At 51.8% G+C, this 16,570-nt stretch carries 14 protein-coding genes, 1 tRNA gene, 2 other RNA genes and 1 pseudogene; 9 read left to right on the top strand and 9 right to left on the bottom strand.

Annotation, left to right across the window (positions count from 1 at the left end; genetic code table 11):
* Positions 1-7: 7 nt before the first annotated feature.
* Positions 8-1,027 (bottom strand): asparaginase, encoded by a 1,020-nt coding sequence (gene ansA / locus SD961_RS10605; RefSeq protein WP_318790332.1) that lies wholly within the window; start codon positions 1,025-1,027, stop codon positions 8-10.
* An 84-nt stretch (positions 1,028-1,111) separates the two neighbouring features.
* The gene (gene sppA, locus SD961_RS10600; protein WP_318790331.1) at positions 1,112-2,968 is read right to left on the bottom strand and encodes a signal peptide peptidase SppA; all 1,857 of its coding nucleotides are present in this window, start codon (positions 2,966-2,968) and stop codon (positions 1,112-1,114) included.
* Between the two features lie 182 nt (positions 2,969-3,150).
* Here sppA and SD961_RS10595 point away from each other — a divergent pair, with 182 nt between their 5' ends.
* From SD961_RS10595 to SD961_RS10585, 3 genes and pseudogenes are all read left to right on the top strand, one after another.
* A complete protein-coding gene (locus tag SD961_RS10595; RefSeq protein ID WP_318790329.1) occupies positions 3,151-3,702 on the top strand; it encodes an NAD(P)H nitroreductase in 552 nt (183 codons plus the stop codon).
* Positions 3,703-3,904: 202 nt separating this feature from the next.
* Positions 3,905-5,818, top strand: coding sequence for a DNA topoisomerase III (locus SD961_RS10590; RefSeq protein ID WP_318790328.1), 1,914 nt, complete (start codon positions 3,905-3,907; stop codon positions 5,816-5,818).
* Between the two features lie 332 nt (positions 5,819-6,150).
* Positions 6,151-6,387 (top strand): annotated as a pseudogene (locus SD961_RS10585) (DUF1496 domain-containing protein); the annotation flags it as partial.
* A 54-nt stretch (positions 6,388-6,441) separates the two neighbouring features.
* On the opposite strand, the gene xthA reads toward SD961_RS10585, so the two are convergent.
* The 6 genes from xthA to SD961_RS10555 all read right to left on the bottom strand — a co-directional run bounded on the left by xthA (position 6,442) and on the right by SD961_RS10555 (position 9,277).
* Positions 6,442-7,248 (bottom strand): exodeoxyribonuclease III, encoded by an 807-nt coding sequence (gene xthA, locus SD961_RS10580; RefSeq protein ID WP_318790326.1) that lies wholly within the window; start codon positions 7,246-7,248, stop codon positions 6,442-6,444.
* 149 nt (positions 7,249-7,397) lie between these two features.
* Positions 7,398-7,494: non-coding RNA, RtT sRNA (locus SD961_RS10575), on the bottom strand.
* 41 nt (positions 7,495-7,535) lie between these two features.
* Positions 7,536-7,632: non-coding RNA, RtT sRNA (locus SD961_RS10570), on the bottom strand.
* 40 nt (positions 7,633-7,672) lie between these two features.
* Positions 7,673-7,757 (bottom strand) — tRNA-Tyr (locus tag SD961_RS10565).
* Between the two features lie 167 nt (positions 7,758-7,924).
* Positions 7,925-8,773: a formyltetrahydrofolate deformylase gene (purU, locus tag SD961_RS10560; protein WP_318790325.1), complete on the bottom strand. Its 849-nt coding sequence runs from the start codon at positions 8,771-8,773 to the stop codon at positions 7,925-7,927.
* 45 nt (positions 8,774-8,818) lie between these two features.
* Positions 8,819-9,277: a YchJ family protein gene (locus tag SD961_RS10555; protein ID WP_318790324.1), complete on the bottom strand. Its 459-nt coding sequence runs from the start codon at positions 9,275-9,277 to the stop codon at positions 8,819-8,821.
* 98 nt (positions 9,278-9,375) lie between these two features.
* On the opposite strand from SD961_RS10555, the gene rssA reads away from it, so the two are divergent.
* The 5 genes from rssA to SD961_RS10530 all read left to right on the top strand — a co-directional run bounded on the left by rssA (position 9,376) and on the right by SD961_RS10530 (position 14,885).
* Positions 9,376-10,293, top strand: a complete 918-nt coding sequence (gene rssA, locus SD961_RS10550; protein ID WP_318790323.1) for a patatin-like phospholipase RssA — start codon at positions 9,376-9,378, stop codon at positions 10,291-10,293.
* A gap of 83 nt (positions 10,294-10,376) precedes the next feature.
* On the top strand, positions 10,377-11,390 hold the full coding sequence (rssB, locus tag SD961_RS10545; RefSeq protein ID WP_318790322.1) for a two-component system response regulator RssB: 1,014 nt from the start codon (positions 10,377-10,379) through the stop codon (positions 11,388-11,390).
* A gap of 197 nt (positions 11,391-11,587) precedes the next feature.
* Positions 11,588-12,496 (top strand): UTP--glucose-1-phosphate uridylyltransferase GalU, encoded by a 909-nt coding sequence (galU, locus tag SD961_RS10540; protein ID WP_318790321.1) that lies wholly within the window; start codon positions 11,588-11,590, stop codon positions 12,494-12,496.
* Between the two features lie 26 nt (positions 12,497-12,522).
* Positions 12,523-13,863 (top strand): UDP-glucose/GDP-mannose dehydrogenase family protein, encoded by a 1,341-nt coding sequence (locus tag SD961_RS10535; RefSeq protein ID WP_318790320.1) that lies wholly within the window; start codon positions 12,523-12,525, stop codon positions 13,861-13,863.
* A gap of 14 nt (positions 13,864-13,877) precedes the next feature.
* Positions 13,878-14,885 (top strand): NAD-dependent epimerase, encoded by a 1,008-nt coding sequence (locus SD961_RS10530; RefSeq protein WP_318790318.1) that lies wholly within the window; start codon positions 13,878-13,880, stop codon positions 14,883-14,885.
* 122 nt (positions 14,886-15,007) lie between these two features.
* Here SD961_RS10530 and hns read toward each other — a convergent pair whose 3' ends face one another.
* Positions 15,008-15,415, bottom strand: coding sequence for a histone-like nucleoid-structuring protein H-NS (gene hns, locus SD961_RS10525; RefSeq protein ID WP_318790317.1), 408 nt, complete (start codon positions 15,413-15,415; stop codon positions 15,008-15,010).
* Between the two features lie 532 nt (positions 15,416-15,947).
* Between hns and tdk the strand changes: the two genes are divergently transcribed.
* Complete coding sequence (gene tdk / locus SD961_RS10520; RefSeq protein WP_318790316.1) at positions 15,948-16,565, top strand: thymidine kinase; 618 nt, start codon at positions 15,948-15,950, stop codon at positions 16,563-16,565.
* The last annotated feature ends 5 nt before the right edge of the window (positions 16,566-16,570 follow it).

The raw sequence follows: 16,570 nt of genomic DNA, 5'->3' as shown, positions 1-16,570 counted from the left end.
TGTCACCTCACTTTTCATCTGGCGTCAGTTCTCCGCGCAGGTTGACCTGCATCAACCGCCTGACTTCATCACTGGAGAGATTCTGGCTTAACAGGAAATGCAATTTGGTCAGTGTGGCTTCCACTGTTAAATCATAGCCACTCACCACCCCAGCCAGCGCCAGCGCGTTACCGGTGGCGTAGCCGCCCATATTCACCTTGCCGGACATACATTGCGTCAGATTGACGACCACAATCCCCCGATCGGAGGCGGCTTTCAGCTCTTTGAGAAACGCAGGATTTTGCGGAGCATTACCCACGCCGTAAGAGCGCAGGATCAGCGCTTTTACCGGTTGCAGCAGGAAATTGCTCACCACATCAGCAGAGATCCCGGGATAAATGGTGACTACGCCAATCGGCTGTGGAGTAATGGGGTGAACAATCAGCTGCCCTGTGCCTGTCGGGGCTGCTGGCGTATTCAGGCGACGAATATGAATACCTGCTTCCAGCAGCGGCGCAAGATTAGGTGACGCAAAGGCATTAAAACCATCTGCGTGAGCTTTCGTCGTGCGGTTGCCACGAAACAGCGTATTGTTGAAAAATAGCGCAACTTCATTAATGGGATAGTTAGCCGCAACGAAGAGGGCATTCAGCAGGTTTTGCTGACCGTCCGAGCGTAGCTGCTCCAGCGGTATTTGTGACCCTGTCACAATGACCGGCTTGGCAAGGTTTTCCAGCATAAACGAAAGCGCAGAGGCGGTGAAGGCCATGGTATCGGTGCCGTGCAGGATCACAAAGCCATCATAGCGATCGTAATTTGCGCGTATATCATCCGCAATCGATTGCCAGTCCCGCGGCGTCATATCGGAAGAGTCAATCAGCGGCTGGTACTCGTGGATAGTAAAATCGGGCATTTCGGCACGATGAAACTCCGGCATGTTCGCCAGCTGTTGCTGCAAATGTCCGGAAACCGGGATAAATCCCTGTTCGGATCGCTGCATGCCAATAGTCCCGCCCGTATAGGCGACGTAGATGGATCTCTTTTGCATGTATTTACTCAGGCTTGCCGAAAAGGCGCAGTATAAGGGGAAAACAGGGGAAAAGCAGCCCGACCAGATGGCCGGGCTGAGCGTTTATTTTACTTGTGCACAGGTCAGGCACATGGCATAGCGGTTTTGCGGATCGTTCAGGTTATCAAACAGACCCGGCTGATTGCGCATGGAAGCCATAACATCATAAAGCGGTGCTGGCAGATAAACCTTAAGCGCCTCCGGCAGTGCAGCACGGACGGAAACGTTCATCTGGCTGAAGAGCATATCCATAAAGCCCGGCTCATCCTGATACCAGCTAAGCTGCCACTGCTTGAGTTTTGCCAACTCTGCCGCTTTCGCTACCGCATCATCGAAATCACCCATCGCATCCACCAGACCGTTGGCTCTGGCATCGCTACCGGTCCAGACATGACCCTGGGCAATCTGGTCGATCTGCTCAGGCGTTTTATTGCGCGATTTCGCCACCAGGCCCAGGAAGTTTTTGTAACCATTCTCAATGCTCATCTGCATCATCTGCTGAACTTCAGGCGGCAGAGCCTTAGTGGTCGCCACATCGGCCAGGGGTGAGGTAGAAACGCCATCGGTATGCACACCAATCGTATCCAGCGTGTTCTCTACCGTATTGATCACGCCAAAGATGCCGATGGAGCCGGTGAGCGTGCTGGGGCTGGCGATGATGTAGTTAGCTGGCGTTGAGATCCAGTAGCCACCTGAAGCGGCCATCCCGCCCATGGAAACCACCACCGGTTTGCCCGCTTCTTTAGCCGCAGCCAGCTCTTCACGAATCGTTTCAGAAGCCGTCACGCTGCCGCCAGGGCTGTTAACGCGCAGCACAATAGCTTTGATTTTCGGGTCGAGACGCGCCTGACGGATTTCCAGTGCGGTAGTATCACCCCCGACGCTGCCCGGCGTTTCTTCGCCATCCATAATCGCACCGTTTGCCATCACCACGGCGATGTTGCCATCCGGGGAGCCGTTACTCTTCACCTGATAGTCATAAATACTGGTGCCTTTAAAATCCTTCGCCTGCTTATCCCAGCCGAAAATTTTCGTCATCTGGCTGTCAACCAGCGAACGCGAGGCCAGTTCATCGACCATCTTATTCTCCAGAGCATAGCGCGCCGTATCACCGCCAACTTTCTGCAGGCCGTCCAGCACGCCCTGCGCACCTGGGAAAAGCTGCTCAGGCGTGATCTGACGATTAGCAGAGATGGTGTTCAGGTAGTTCTGCCAAAGCTCGCCTATCCAGCGACTGTCTGCCTCTCTGGCGGCAGGGGACATATCATCACGCAGGAAAGGTTCTACGGCGGATTTATAGGTGCCGACGCGGAAGATATGCGAGCTTACTTTCAGCTTATCTAACAGCGTCTTGTAATAGAGGCCATTGGTGGCAAAGCCATGCAAATCTACAGTTCCCTGTGGGGAGAGATAGATTTTGTTGGCGAAGCTGGCGAGGTAATACTGCGCCTGGCTGTAGCTGTCGCCCGTGGCGTAGATCTGTTTACCGCTGTCACGGAACTCACGCAGCGCTTTTCCTATATATTGCAGCGACGGTTGATCCGCACCGGCAAAGTCGCGCAGGTCAAGCACCATGCCGGTAATATTGGCATCGCCTTTCGCCTGACGGATCGCATCCACCACATCAAAGAGTGAGTTTTCTTTCAGCCTGTCGCTGCTGGCGCCCAGCAGCTGGCGGCCAATTTTGCTGAGTCGGTTACTGACCGAAGGCTTATCGACCACCACACCGCTTAAGTCGACGATCAGCGCACCTTTCTGCGGCTCGGCAGGGGTGGAAGAGCTGCTGAACTGGAAATAAATTCCCACGCAAATCAGGATTAAAACCACCAAAAAAAGATTAAGGATAAACTCCCGGACGAAATTCAGTAGTCGCCAGGTCCATTTAAAAAAACCAGCGATAAATCGCCACAAAGTGCGCATATCAACTCCATAATTGCGATAAAGACCCGGAACAGGGGCGGGCAGAGCGCCCCAGACCAGGTGGGGATGGTGACATCCTAAATAGCAGGGGCCAACTTGTCAGCAGGAAAAAGCGGAATGCTGTAACAAATCATCATCCTGTGCTAATTTCAGCTGAATAAAACTCATTATCAGGAGTCATTATGGATGCACTGGATTTAGTGGTTAATCGCCGTTCAGCCTCACGTCTGAGCGAACCAGCGCCGACAGGCGAAGCGCTGGAGAATATCATTCGTGCCGGTATGCGGGCTCCCGATCACGGCACATTGCAGCCATGGCGTTTTATCATTGTGGAAAAGGAAGGGCGTGAGCGCTTTAGCGCGCTGCTGGAAAATGCCGCCCGCGTGGATGGCATGGAAGAGAAAGCGATTGAGAAGGCTAAGCAGTCGCCTTTCCGTGCGCCAATGATCATCACCGTGGTAGCGCATTGCGAAGAACATCACAAAGTCCCGCAGTGGGAGCAGGTGGTTTCCGCTGGCTGTGCCGTGATGGCGATGCAAATGGCCGCGGTGGCTCAGGGATTTAACGGTATCTGGCGCAGCGGTGCCTGGACCGAACATCAGGCGGTGCGCGAAGCCTTCCACTGTCGACCACAGGATGCCATTGTGGGCTTTCTTTACCTGGGAACGCCACAGCTTAAATCCTCCACCACGGTGCTTCCACCGGATACCGCCCCCTTTGTCAGTTATTTCTGAGTGACAAAACCGCTTCAGGCCGTCAGGGTTGTCACCAGCCCTGAATTTTGTCGGGATAATGAGCAAACAGTTGCGGAAATCTCTCCTGAGTTTTACTCCTGCCTGACGAAAGCGCTACCATAAAGCCACTATTTCCGAAGGGAAGTGGCTCAAATGTGATAATGCGTTAATTAATGAGTTTCCTGAAGGAAGTCACTGCCGGATGCGTTTGTTTATTGCCGAAAAGCCCAGCTTAGCCCGCGCTATAGCGGATGTCCTGCCCAAACCTCATCGTCGCGGAGATGGCTTCATCGCCTGCGGTCAGGATCAGATGGTCACCTGGTGCGTGGGTCACCTGCTGGAGCAGGCACAGCCTGACAGCTATAACAGCCGTTTTGCCCGCTGGTCGCTGGCGGATCTGCCCATTGTGCCCGAAAAATGGCAGCTGCAGCCGCGTCCTTCGGTGGCAAAACAGCTTAAAGTGATTAAAGGCCTGCTTGAGCAGGCAAGCGTGGTGGTGCACGCGGGCGACCCCGATCGCGAAGGGCAGCTGCTGGTCGATGAAGTGCTGGATTATCTGGCCTTGCCGCCTGAAAAACGGGCTAACGTTCAGCGCTGCCTGATCAATGACCTTAATCCCTCTGCCGTTGAACGGGCGGTAAGCCGCCTGCGTGAGAATAAAGAGTTTATCCCGCTCTGCGTTTCTGCGCTCGCCAGAGCCAGGGCTGACTGGCTCTATGGCATCAATATGACCCGGGCTTACACTCTGCTGGGCCGTAATGCAGGTTACGACGGCCTGCTGTCAGTGGGCCGCGTTCAAACGCCGGTTCTTGGGCTGGTGGTTCGTCGCGATGAAGAGATTGAAAACTTTGTCGCGAAGGACTTTTTCGAAGTTAAAGCACATATCGTGACGCCCGCAGATGAACGATTTGTGGCGCTCTGGCAACCCAGCGACTCCTGCGAGCCTTATCAGGATGAAGAGGGGCGGCTGTTGCATCGCCCGCTGGCCGATCACGTCGTAGCGCGTATTGGCGGTCAGCCTGCCCTGGTGACCAGCTATAACGACAAAAGAGAGAATGACACGGCTCCGCTGCCTTTCTCCCTCTCCAGCCTGCAGATTGAAGCTGGTAAACGGTATGGACTGAGTGCCCAGGTGGTTCTGGATACCTGTCAGAAACTGTATGAAACCCACAAACTGATTACCTATCCCCGCTCGGACAGCCGTTATCTGCCCGATGAGCATTTTGCCGGCCGCCATGCGGTACTGAATGCCATTAATGCGCACCAGCCCGATCTGACGCCGCCAGCAGACTTTGACAGCGACCGCCGTAATCGCTGCTGGGATGATAAAAAGGTGGATGCGCACCACGCCATCGTGCCTACCGCCCGCAGTTCACAGGTCAGGCTCACGGAGAATGAGAGCAAGATCTATCGCCTGATCGCCACGCAGTACCTGATGCAGTTTTGCCCGGATGCCATTTATCGCAAATGCGTTATCGAACTGGATATCGCTGGCGGCAAATTTGTCGCCAAAGCGCGTTTTCTGGCCGAGGCAGGATGGCGCGCTTTATTAGGCAGCAAAGAGCGGGATGAAGAGAATGACGGCACGCCGCTGCCCGTGGTGGCAAAGGGTGATGAGCTGCTCTGCGAGCGCGGAGAGGTGGTAGAGAAGCAGACGCAGCCTCCAAGACCCTTCACCGATGCGACGCTGCTGTCGGCCATGACCGGTATTGCGCGATTTGTTCAGGATAAAGATCTAAAGAAAGTGCTGCGCGCGACCGATGGTTTAGGAACAGAAGCTACGCGCGCCGGGATCATTGAACTGCTGTTCAAACGCGCCTTTTTGTTTAAGAAAGGGCGCTATATTCAATCCAGTCCCGCCGGGCGGGCGCTGATCCACTCACTGCCAGAAATGGCGGCGCGTCCTGACATGACCGCCCATTGGGAGTCCACGCTGACCAAAATCAGTGAAAAGCAGTGTCGCTACCAGGACTTTATGTTGCCGCTGGTGGAGACGCTGCATAATCTGATTGATCAGGCAAGGCAGCAGCCTGCTGCACATGCCTTCCGTGGACTTCCGGCGGCTGAAAGCAAAAAGCCGCGCCGCAAGGCGAAAAAAGCGAAGGAAACTGAATGATGAAATTATCAGGTGCAATAGTGCTGGCGGGAGCTTTACTGATCGGTAGCCCGCTCTATGCCGCAGGTGAGGGCTGGAATGTCAACACCGGGCATAGCCAGCCGGATGATTACACCCCGGGTCAGGGGATCCCTGACGGCAATGGCAATGGCAACGGGCAGGGATACGGCAACGGCAGCGGTCATGGTTATGGCAACGGCACCGGGCAGGGTTACGGCAACGGTCATGGTAACGGCAATGATTATGGCAATGGTCACGGCGACGGTTACGGCAACGGCAGTGGCCAGGGCAATGGCGGCGGTTATGGCAACGGCAACGGTCAGGGTTCCGGCAATGACCATACTAATGGTAATAGCGGATTTAATGCCGATGCGGTAGTAGATTTGCCGCCTGAAGTCTGGACCCAGGGGCAGAACAACAATCAGCCTCCCTGCCAGCGCTGCTGTACCCATGAAAACCGCAGCTATACGGAAGGCTCAGTGGTTAAAATGGAGGGTGTGCTGCTGCAGTGCGCGCGTGATGAGAGATCCTGGGGCACCAACAATCTCACCTGGCAAAGGGTGAAATAACCAGCGCCAGTCACAGCGTGCAGAGTAACCTGTGCGCGCTGTGACTGAAGGCGATCAGAAGCTGAACTGGGCCCAGATGGGTGCGTGATCGGAAGGTTTCTCCATACTACGAATGGCGTAATCAATGCCTGTAGCCACGCAGCGCTCAGCCAGAGGCTGACTTGCCAGCACCAGATCAATGCGCAAGCCGCGGTTATCATCAAAACCTTTTGAGCGATAATCAAACCAGGAGAACTGGTCATTCACTTCCGCATTCTGCGCACGCCAGGTATCGACTAATCCCCAGTTCATCAGACGATCCATCCATTCACGCTCCTCCGGCAGGAACGAACATTTTCCCGTCCGTAACCATCGCTTGCGACTCTCTTCACCAATACCGATATCCAGGTCGGTCGAGCTGATATTCATATCGCCCATAATCAGCACCGGATTGGTTGGTTTCTGCTCCTGCTCCAGATAGCTTTGCAGATCGCGATAGAATTTCTCTTTGGCGGGGAATTTCGTCGGATGCTCGCGGCTCTCTCCCTGCGGGAAGTAGCCATTGATAACCGTCAGCGTGCCCATCGGGCTGGGGATATCTGCCATGATCAGGCGGCGCTGCGACTCTTCATCATCACCCGGAAAACCGCGGCGAATCATAACAGGCTCCGCTTTGGTCAACAGCGCTACGCCGTAGTGTCCCTTCTGACCGTGATAGAAGACGTTGTAGCCCAGCTTTGCCACCTCTTCCAAAGGGAACATATCGTCATGCACCTTCGTTTCCTGCAGGCCAATTACGTCTGGCTGATGCTGCTCGACTATCGCCTGAAGCTGATGCGGTCGGGCGCGCAGCCCGTTGATATTAAAAGAAACAAATTTCATTGTACTGACCTGGGCCGGGAAAAAAGTGAGAAGGATGGTAACAAATTATGGGGTAGGGGGAAATATAGCGGTGGGAGGAGAGATGAGAATTCACACGCGTTAAGACGTGGGTAGGCCAGCAACCTAAGCGTTACGGAGTAGGATTGAGGGAGTTGTGGGGGAAGGATTTTTCGTCGCGTTGCGACTCACCCTGCGGGTCAAACCTTCGATGTCGAAGCTTCTCGTCCTTCCCCGTGGGGAAAGCGGAAGAGTGTGCTCTGGGCAGGGGAACTGGAGATTACATAAAATGGTGGTGGGGGAAGGATTTTTCGTCGCGTTGCGACTCACCCTGCGGGTCAAACCTTCGAGGTCGAAGCTTCTCATCCTTCCCCGTGGGGAAAATGGAAGAATGTGCTCTGGGCAGGGGAACTGGAGATACATAAGATGGTGGTGGGGGAAGGATTCGAACCTTCGAAGTCGATGACGGCAGATTTACAGTCTGATCCCTTTGGCCACTCGGGAACCCCACCACGGGGTCGCTATTCTTACTGCTTCAGATTCAGCGCTGACGGCTGGAAGCGGGGCGCATCATATCAAATGAGATGTGCGTGTAAAGTCCGGCAGGAGGAATTAATGACTGTTTGCCGCTTTTTTATTCAGGCTGCTGATTTGGCAGGCAAATCAGCAGCCCAACCGCTTATAAAATAATCGTACGGTTACCATATACAAAGACGCGCTGGGCAAGAACCTGATAAAGGGCACGACTCAGAGCATTCTTCTCAACGTCACGTCCTGCACGCATCATATCTTCTGCCGTGTAGGTGTGATCAACGTGAATCACATCCTGCATAATGATGGGGCCTTCATCCAGATTGTCATTTACGTAATGCGCCGTTGCGCCAATGATCTTCACGCCGCGCTCGTAAGCCTGATGATAAGGACGCGCGCCAATAAAGGCGGGCAGGAACGAGTGGTGGATATTGATAATTTGGTTAGGGTAGCGCTGCACAAACCCCGGCGTCAGAACGCGCATATATTTTGCCAGAACAACATAATCAGGCTGATAGCGGTCAATCTCCGCTGCCATATTGTTGTCATGCTCTTCGCGGGTCAACCCTTCATGGCTCACCAGGCTGAACGGAATATCGAAGCGCTCAACCAGCGTCCGCAGAGTTTCGTGATTACCAATAACGGCGGCAATTTCTACGTCCAGCCCGCCATAGGTGCTCTTCATCAGCAGGTCGCCCAGGCAGTGCGCCTCCTTGGTTACCAGAATCACAATACGACGGCGACCAGCAGAATTTAATTCCCGTACCGAACCGGCCGGCAGGGCGCTGTCGAGATCGGCCAGTAAAGTCGTATCGTTAAAGATCCCTTCCAGTTCTGTTCGCATAAAGAAGCGACCGGTGCGGTGATCGACAAACTCATTGTTCTGCACAATATTCAGCTCATGCTTGTAGCAAATATTGGTAATTTTGGCGATCAGCCCTTTGGCGTCCGGGCAGATAGTTCGTAAAACTTTTCGTTGCAGTGTTTGCGCTTGCATTGCAGTGGTAATCCTGTCGAAGCAATTCTTATGAGGTGAGCGACCTTACTGGCCGCAGCATTTCTTGAATTTTTTGCCAGAACCGCAAGGGCACTGGTCATTACGTCCTGTTTCAGGGAACGTTCCGTCGATATAGTACCAGCGTTTTTCTTCCTGAATAAAGCGGGAACGCTCATGAATAAAGCTTTCGCGCTGATTTTCAGAAAAACGAGCAAAAAATGTCACGTAGCCTTCGGACTTATCGCCAGTTTCTTCTGACGTGATAATCTGTAAACTTAACCAGCTTGTTCCGGCAAAACTTTGTACAAGAGTGGTATGGAATTGCTGCGGCTGGCAGGAAGGATGCCAGGTGGCGATGAGATAATCGGCATTCTGCCGCACGTAAGCACTGTAGCGAGAGCGCATCAGCGCCTCGGGCGTGGCAGGGATGGCCTGACCGTTTAGAAAGGGTTGGCAACATACGCTATACTGCTTTCCGCTGCAGCAGGGGCAAAGTTCCGACAAATTGACTCCGGGAAGTATAAAGGCTGAGAGAATTGGGCATTATGGTAACTGAGCAACAACCCTGATGCCATTTGTAAGTTAAGCAAATCAGAGGTTGAATGAGACAGGTAAAAATTGGACTGGCACTGGGGTCGGGTGCTGCCAAAGGATGGGCGCATATAGGCGTGATCAACGCCCTTGAGCGCGCTGGGATCAAAGTTGACGTGGTTGCGGGGTGCTCTGTAGGGGCACTTGTCGGCGCTGCTTATGCCAGCCAGAGAATGCCCGTCCTTGAAACCTGGGTCCGTTCATTCAGCTACTGGGATGTTATCCGTCTGATGGATTTCTCCTGGCGTCGTGGAGGGCTGTTGCGGGGCGAGCGCGTTTTTAACCACGTACGCCGGCTGGTCAATCATGAGCATATCGAACAGTGCGCCATGCGCTTTGGTGCCGTTGCAACCAATCTCAGTACCGGACGCGAGCTGTGGCTGACAAAGGGTGACTTGCATATGGCGGTGCGGGCTTCGTGCAGTATGCCCGGTTTACTGGCCCCGGTTGCCCATAATGGTTACTGGCTGGTGGATGGCGCGGTGGTCAATCCTGTACCAATTTCTCTGACGCGTGCATTAGGCGCTGATATTGTAATTGCTGTTGATCTTCAGCATGATGCGCACCTGATGCAACAGGATTTGCTCTCCGTCACGCCGCAAACAGCGGAGGAGGAGCATGCAGCGGCCATAAGCTGGAGAGGGCGGCTGCGTCAGAGTCTGTCAAAAATGGCTCAGCGCAAGATTAATCAGACGCCGGGCGCAATGGAAATCATGACTACATCCATTCAGGTACTTGAAAACCGTCTGAAAAGGAACCGAATGGCGGGCGACCCGCCGGACGTACTGATTCAACCTTTTTGCCCGCAGATCTCTACGCTGGACTTTCACCGCGCTGAGGAAGCCATTGAAGCGGGCAGAGTGGCAGTAGAGAAAAAAATGGATGAATTACTCCCGCTGGTTCGTCACGCAGAGTTGCCGGATGAGTGAAAAATGAGACTTGAGGCAAATCTTACAGGCGAAATTGTGGTTTATGAGCCACTATTGACTAATCCGGTGTACAGGGGGGGATAATGGACAAGCCATTAAGCGGAAAAAAGATTCTGATTGTTGAAGACGAAGTCGTTTTCCGCTCTCTTCTGGACAACTATTTAAGTTCGCTTGGCGCAGAGATCACGCTGGCGGATGATGGTGTTCAGGCGCTGGAAAAACTCAATCATACGGTTCACGATCTCATCATCTGTGACCTGGCTATGCCAAGAATGAATGGCATTAAGCTGGTTGAGCACCTTCGTAGTAAAGGCAATCCTTTGCCTATTCTGGTGATCTCCGCCACGGAGAATATGGCCGATATCGCCCATGTATTGCGTCTGGGCGTCCAGGATGTCTTACTGAAGCCGCTTAAAGATCTCGCTCGCCTGCGTGAAGCGGTTTTCGAATGCCTCTATCCCGCTATGTTCACTTCTAAAGTAGAGGAGGATGAGCAACTCTTTCAGGATTGGGATGCGCTGGTGCGCGATCCGCATGCCGCTTCAAAGCTGCTTAAGCAGCTGCAGCCGCCTGTTCAACAAACCATTGCCAACTGCCGCATTAATTATCGTCAGCTAACCATGGCTGAGCAGCCAGGCTTAGTGCTGGATATTGCCGCTCTCTCCGAAAAAGACCTGGCGTTTTATTGTCTGGATGTGACGCGCGCGGGGGATAATGGCGTCCTTGCAGCGCTGCTGTTAAGAGCTCTGTTTAATGGCTTATTGCAGGATCAGCTTTCGGGTCAGGCTCAGCGCTTGCCAGAATTAAATGGCCTGTTAAAACAGGTGAACCTCCTCTTACGGCAAGCCAATCTCAAAGGCCAGTTTCCCTTACTGGTGGGCTATTATCATCAGGGGTTAAAAAACCTGATCCTGGTTTCTGCCGGATTAAACGCCACGCTCAACGTAAATACCCATCAAATCCAACTCAGTAACGGTGTGCCGCTTGGTACGTTAGGTACCACGCATTTAAACCAAATCAGCCAGCGTTGTGAGGCCTGGCAGTGTCAGGTTTGGGGCGCTGGAGGCAGGCTGCGCCTGATGTTGTCCACGGATTAAGCACCCCGTCATAATTTCTGTCTGTCGCAGGCAGACAGGGCCAAAGATAAGCCTTACACTTGGGTAATAGTCTTAATTTACGCTGAAAGGGTTCATCCAGGATAAATCCGTCAGGGTTCCACTGTTATACTCATCTCGTTTTTAACTCGACATATCAAGTAATAACTTGAACGGCCTATATAAAGAGAGGTACTTAGATGTCTGCCTATAAGTCCAAAGTAAAAAAAGCGGTTATCCCGGTAGCAGGTTTGGGAACGCGTATGTTGCCTGCAACCAAAGCCATTCCAAAAGAGATGCTGCCGCTGGTTGATAAGCCGTTAATTCAGTATGTCGTTAACGAATGTATCGCAGCAGGAATTAACGAGATTGTGCTGGTAACGCACTCCTCTAAAAACGCCATTGAAAACCACTTCGATACCAGCTTCGAACTGGAATCTATGCTGGAGAAACGCGTTAAGCGTCAGCTGCTGGAAGAGATCCAGTCAATCTGTCCTCCGCACGTCACCATCATGCAGGTTCGTCAGGGGCTGGCAAAAGGCCTGGGCCACGCAGTAATGTGTGCTTACCCGGTTGTAGGTAACGAGCCTTTCGCCGTTATCCTGCCAGACGTTATCATTGACGAATATGAATCAAACCTGGCGAAGGAAAACCTTGCCGATATGATGCGTCGCTTCGATGAAACCGGGCACAGCCAGATTATGGTTGAGCCAGTAGCCGACGTGACCGCTTATGGCGTGGTAGATTGCCAGGGCGCAGAACTGAAAGCAGGTGAAAGTGCGCCAATGGTAGGCGTAGTAGAGAAGCCTAAAGCAGATAAAGCGCCTTCTAATCTGGCAGTAGTAGGACGTTACGTTCTCTCTGCAGATATCTGGCCTCTGCTGGCAAAAACCCCTCCGGGTGCTGGCGATGAAATCCAGCTGACTGACTCCATCGCTATGCTGATGGAAAAAGAAACTGTTGAAGCTTATCACCTGAAAGGCGTAAGCCATGACTGTGGTAATAAGCTGGGCTACATGCAGGCTTTCGTTGAGTACGGTGTACGTCACGAATCGCTGGGCAGCGACTTTAAAGAGTGGCTCGAAAGCACTGTTGGTAATAGTAAGTAAGTTTAATTTCTAACCGGGACAATTCAATGAAAGTCACCGTATTTGGTATCGGCTATGTTGGTCTGGTTCAGGCTGCGGTTCTGGCCGAAGTCGGACATGACGTTCTTTGTATCGATGTCGACGCAGCTAAAGTCGAGAATCTGAAGAAAGGGATCATTCCTATTTTTGAACCGGGTCTGACGCCCCTGGTGATGCAAAACTATGAGAGCGGTCGCCTCAAGTTTTCCACCAATGCTGAAGAGGGCGTTAACCACGGTACGATGCAGTTTATCGCCGTAGGTACGCCTCCGGATGAAGATGGCTCAGCGGATCTGAAATATGTTACCGCCGTAGCCCGTACCATTGCACAGCACATGAATGACCACAAAGTGGTTATCGACAAATCGACTGTTCCCGTTGGTACAGCCGACCGCGTTCGTGCAGTAATGGAAGAAACGCTGAAAACACGTGGTGTTGATATCGCGTTTGATGTGGTCTCTAACCCGGAATTCCTCAAGGAAGGGGCAGCAGTCAGCGACTGTATGCGTCCTGAGCGTATTGTAGTGGGTACAGACAATGATGAAGTGGTTGAACTGCTGCGCGAGCTTTATGAGCCGTTTAACCGCAATCACGACCGCATGATCTTAATGGATATTCGTAGTGCTGAGCTGACCAAGTATGCGGCAAACTGCATGCTGGCCACTAAAATCAGCTTTATGAATGAGATCTCTAACCTGGCAGAACGTCTGGGTGCAGATGTCGAAAAAGTGCGTCAGGGCATCGGTTCTGACTCCCGTATCGGCTATTCGTTTATCTACCCCGGCTGCGGCTATGGTGGATCCTGCTTCCCGAAAGATGTTCAGGCTCTGATCCGCACAGCAGAACAAATTGGCTATAAGCCACGTCTTCTGCAGGCGGTTGAAGACGTCAATGATTCGCAGAAAAACAAGCTGCCAACTTTCATTAAACGTCATTTCGGTGAAAATCTGCAGGGCAAAACCTTTGCGCTGTGGGGGCTCTCTTTCAAGCCAAATACCGATGACATGCGTGAAGCCTCTTCGCGCGTACTGATGGAAGCGCTGTGGCAGGCTGGTGCAACCGTTCAGGCATTCGATCCGGAAGCGATGGACGAAGCGCAGCGCATCTATGGCCACCGCAGCGATCTGAAGCTGATGGGAACCAAAGAAGCGGCTCTGCAGGGTGCTGATGGCCTTGTTATCTGTACCGAATGGCAAAACTTCCGTGCCCCGGATTTTGATGTCATTAAAAATGCTCTGAAAGAACCCGTGATTTTTGATGGTCGTAACCTGTATGATCCAGAAAGAATCAGCAAGCGCGGTTTTGTTTATTATGCAATCGGCCGCGGCGCTTCTATCCAAATTGCATAATTAACGAGGGCAGTATGAAATATCTGGTTACCGGCGCAGCAGGATTTATTGGCTTTCACGTTGCAGAACGCCTGTTGTCAGCCGGTCACCAGGTTGTCGGAATCGACAACCTGAATGATTATTACGATGTTAATCTGAAGCTCGCCCGTCTTGATTTACTCAAACCCCATCCTCTGTTCACCTTTATTCAGCTCGATCTGGCCGACCGTGAAGGTATGGCTGAGCTTTTCAGCAACGAGGCGTTTGAGCGGGTTATCCATCTTGGGGCACAGGCTGGCGTGCGTTACTCCATTGAGAATCCTTTAGCCTATGCGGATGCCAACCTTATTGGTCATCTGAATATTCTTGAAGGATGCCGTCATCATAAAATTGGGCATTTATTATACGCCTCATCCAGTTCTGTTTATGGACTGAACCGTAAAATGCCATTCTCTACCGATGATTCCGTTGACCATCCTGTTTCGTTGTATGCAGCGACAAAGAAAGCCAACGAATTAATGTCCCATACCTATTCTCACCTGTACGGAATACCCACCACCGGACTGCGCTTCTTCACCGTATATGGTCCCTGGGGACGTCCGGACATGGCTCTGTTCAAATTCACGCGGGCAATGGTCGCCGGTGAACAAATTGATGTCTATAACAATGGCCAGATGCGTCGTGATTTCACTTATATCGACGATATCGCCGAGGCTATTGTGCGCCTGCAGGATGTTATTCCTCAGCCAGATGAAAGCTGGACGGTGGAGCAGGGTAGCCCCGCGACCAGTTCTGCACCTTACCGGGTATACAATATAGGGAACAGTAATCCTGTTACGCTTCTCGCCTATATTGAGGCGCTGGAGAAGGCGCTGGGGATCACTGCTAAAAAGAATATGCTGCCTATGCAGCCGGGCGATGTGCTTGAGACCAGTGCAGACACTCAGCCATTGTATGAAGTTACGGGCTTTAAGCCCCAGACCGGTGTTGAAGAGGGGATCGCCAACTTCGTCAACTGGTATCGATCTTTTTATAAGGTTTAAGCTTAACCGGAAACAAAAAAAGGAGCTTCGGCTCCTTTTTTTTGGCTTCTGTCGATAGGCTTTCGTCAGTCAAAAAAGTACCTGTCGCGAGAGAGGTTCATTGCTGAAAGCACTAACGGGAATTACAGCAGGAAATCGTCCAGCTGCTTACCTTCTTCTTCGATAGCTTTTTTGATTACTGCTGGGGTACGACCCTGGCCGGTCCAGGTTCTGGCTTCGCCATTTTCATCAGTATATTTGTATTTAGCAGGGCGGGCAGCACGTTTAGCTTTACCCGGTGCCTTCACCGCAGCCAGCGTTGAGAGCAGTTCATTAGGATCGATACCGTCAGCGATTAACATTTCACGATATTGCTGCAATTTCCTGGCGCGCTCTTCGATTTCAGCCTGAGCATGGCTCTCTTCATCACGGCGTTCATTAACAACAACTTCCAGCTTTTCCAGCATCTCTTCCAGCGTTTCCAGGGTACATTCTCTGGCTTGAGCACGCAGGGTACGAATGTTGTTCAAAATTTTAAGTGCTTCGCTCATTATATGAATCTCAAAAATTATTTAGTGGGGGACATGTTCTGCCCGATAATAATAGAGTGCGCAAATAGGAACTGCAATAGTTAATTTTGTAAGGAACTCAGAATAACGGCAGTAAGGCAATCTTATCTTTTGTAATTACCTCTGTAGAAATCTCAGGCTTGTGCAAAATAAAGTCGTCTGCCATAGCCTATTTCGATGAGTGGTTAACCCCAGCGGACTTAAGGAAACGGATATAATTTTCTTTTGGGTAAAACCATTCTCGTTTTAATGGTTTGTCGCTTCAGGCTGAAGGAATCCATTGGCTATTAAAGGCGCAGCCTCCAGTTTTCAGGCAATAATTTCCTTGAAAGGTGGTGAAGCTGAAATGTCTTTACTGATAAAAAACAGGTATATTTCAACAACATTGTTGGCGTTATATCTGAAAGAAATTGTTAACTAACCGCGTTACACCTTTGCTAAAAACGCCGGGAGACGCAGTCAATATGCTACAATTCTGCCCACTTAACTGAACCTTTGTACGGAGTAAAGGCTGATGGCTCAGCTCTATTTTTACTACTCGGCGATGAATGCCGGTAAATCAACCGCCCTGCTGCAATCCTCCTATAACTATCAGGAGCGGGGAATGCGCACTGTGGTCTATACAGCCGAGATAGACAACCGTTTTGGCACGGCTCAGGTAAGCTCCAGAATAGGGCTCTCTTCACCAGCAAAACTGTATAATAACGATACGGCACTTTATGAAGAAATTGCCGCATCACATAAAGTGGAGCCGGTACACTGTGTACTGGTTGACGAGAGTCAATTCCTGACGCGGGACCAGGTAAAAGCGCTGTCTGATGTCGTGGATAATCTGGATATACCTGTACTATGTTATGGATTACGAACAGATTTTCGCGGGGAATTATTTACCGGTAGTCACTATCTGTTAGCCTGGTCAGATAAGCTGGTGGAATTAAAAACCGTTTGCCACTGTGGCAGAAAGGCGGGAATGGTATTACGGCTGGATGAAAATGGTGCGCCTTATAAAGAGGGTGAACAGGTCGTTATTGGTGGTAATGAGCGTTATGTTTCCGTCTGCAGAAAGCATTACAAGGCGGCGATCGAGTCGGGATGTTTGCAGGCTGTGCATGGCAATCAGGGCGTTAAATAAGCGCA

The organism is Erwinia sp. MMLR14_017 (assembly GCF_033657285.1).
GTDB lineage: Bacteria > Pseudomonadota > Gammaproteobacteria > Enterobacterales > Enterobacteriaceae > Erwinia.
Note: the sequence above shows the minus strand (reverse complement) of the source record. Positions and strands in the feature narration are given on the sequence as shown.

Excerpts from the sequence above, each read along its gene's own strand:
- purU (WP_318790325.1), bottom strand. The coding sequence starts at position 8,773 with ATGCAAGCGCAAACACTGCAACGAAAAGTTTTACGAACTATCTGCCCG.
- galU (WP_318790321.1), top strand. The coding sequence starts at position 11,588 with ATGTCTGCCTATAAGTCCAAAGTAAAAAAAGCGGTTATCCCGGTAGCA.
- rssA (WP_318790323.1), top strand. The coding sequence starts at position 9,376 with ATGAGACAGGTAAAAATTGGACTGGCACTGGGGTCGGGTGCTGCCAAA.
- hns (WP_318790317.1), bottom strand. The coding sequence starts at position 15,415 with ATGAGCGAAGCACTTAAAATTTTGAACAACATTCGTACCCTGCGTGCT.
- xthA (WP_318790326.1), bottom strand. The coding sequence starts at position 7,248 with ATGAAATTTGTTTCTTTTAATATCAACGGGCTGCGCGCCCGACCGCAT.
- SD961_RS10530 (WP_318790318.1), top strand. The coding sequence starts at position 13,878 with ATGAAATATCTGGTTACCGGCGCAGCAGGATTTATTGGCTTTCACGTT.
- tdk (WP_318790316.1), top strand. The coding sequence starts at position 15,948 with ATGGCTCAGCTCTATTTTTACTACTCGGCGATGAATGCCGGTAAATCA.
- SD961_RS10595 (WP_318790329.1), top strand. The coding sequence starts at position 3,151 with ATGGATGCACTGGATTTAGTGGTTAATCGCCGTTCAGCCTCACGTCTG.
- ansA (WP_318790332.1), bottom strand. The coding sequence starts at position 1,027 with ATGCAAAAGAGATCCATCTACGTCGCCTATACGGGCGGGACTATTGGC.
- SD961_RS10535 (WP_318790320.1), top strand. The coding sequence starts at position 12,523 with ATGAAAGTCACCGTATTTGGTATCGGCTATGTTGGTCTGGTTCAGGCT.
- sppA (WP_318790331.1), bottom strand. The coding sequence starts at position 2,968 with ATGCGCACTTTGTGGCGATTTATCGCTGGTTTTTTTAAATGGACCTGG.
- SD961_RS10590 (WP_318790328.1), top strand. The coding sequence starts at position 3,905 with ATGCGTTTGTTTATTGCCGAAAAGCCCAGCTTAGCCCGCGCTATAGCG.
- rssB (WP_318790322.1), top strand. The coding sequence starts at position 10,377 with ATGGACAAGCCATTAAGCGGAAAAAAGATTCTGATTGTTGAAGACGAA.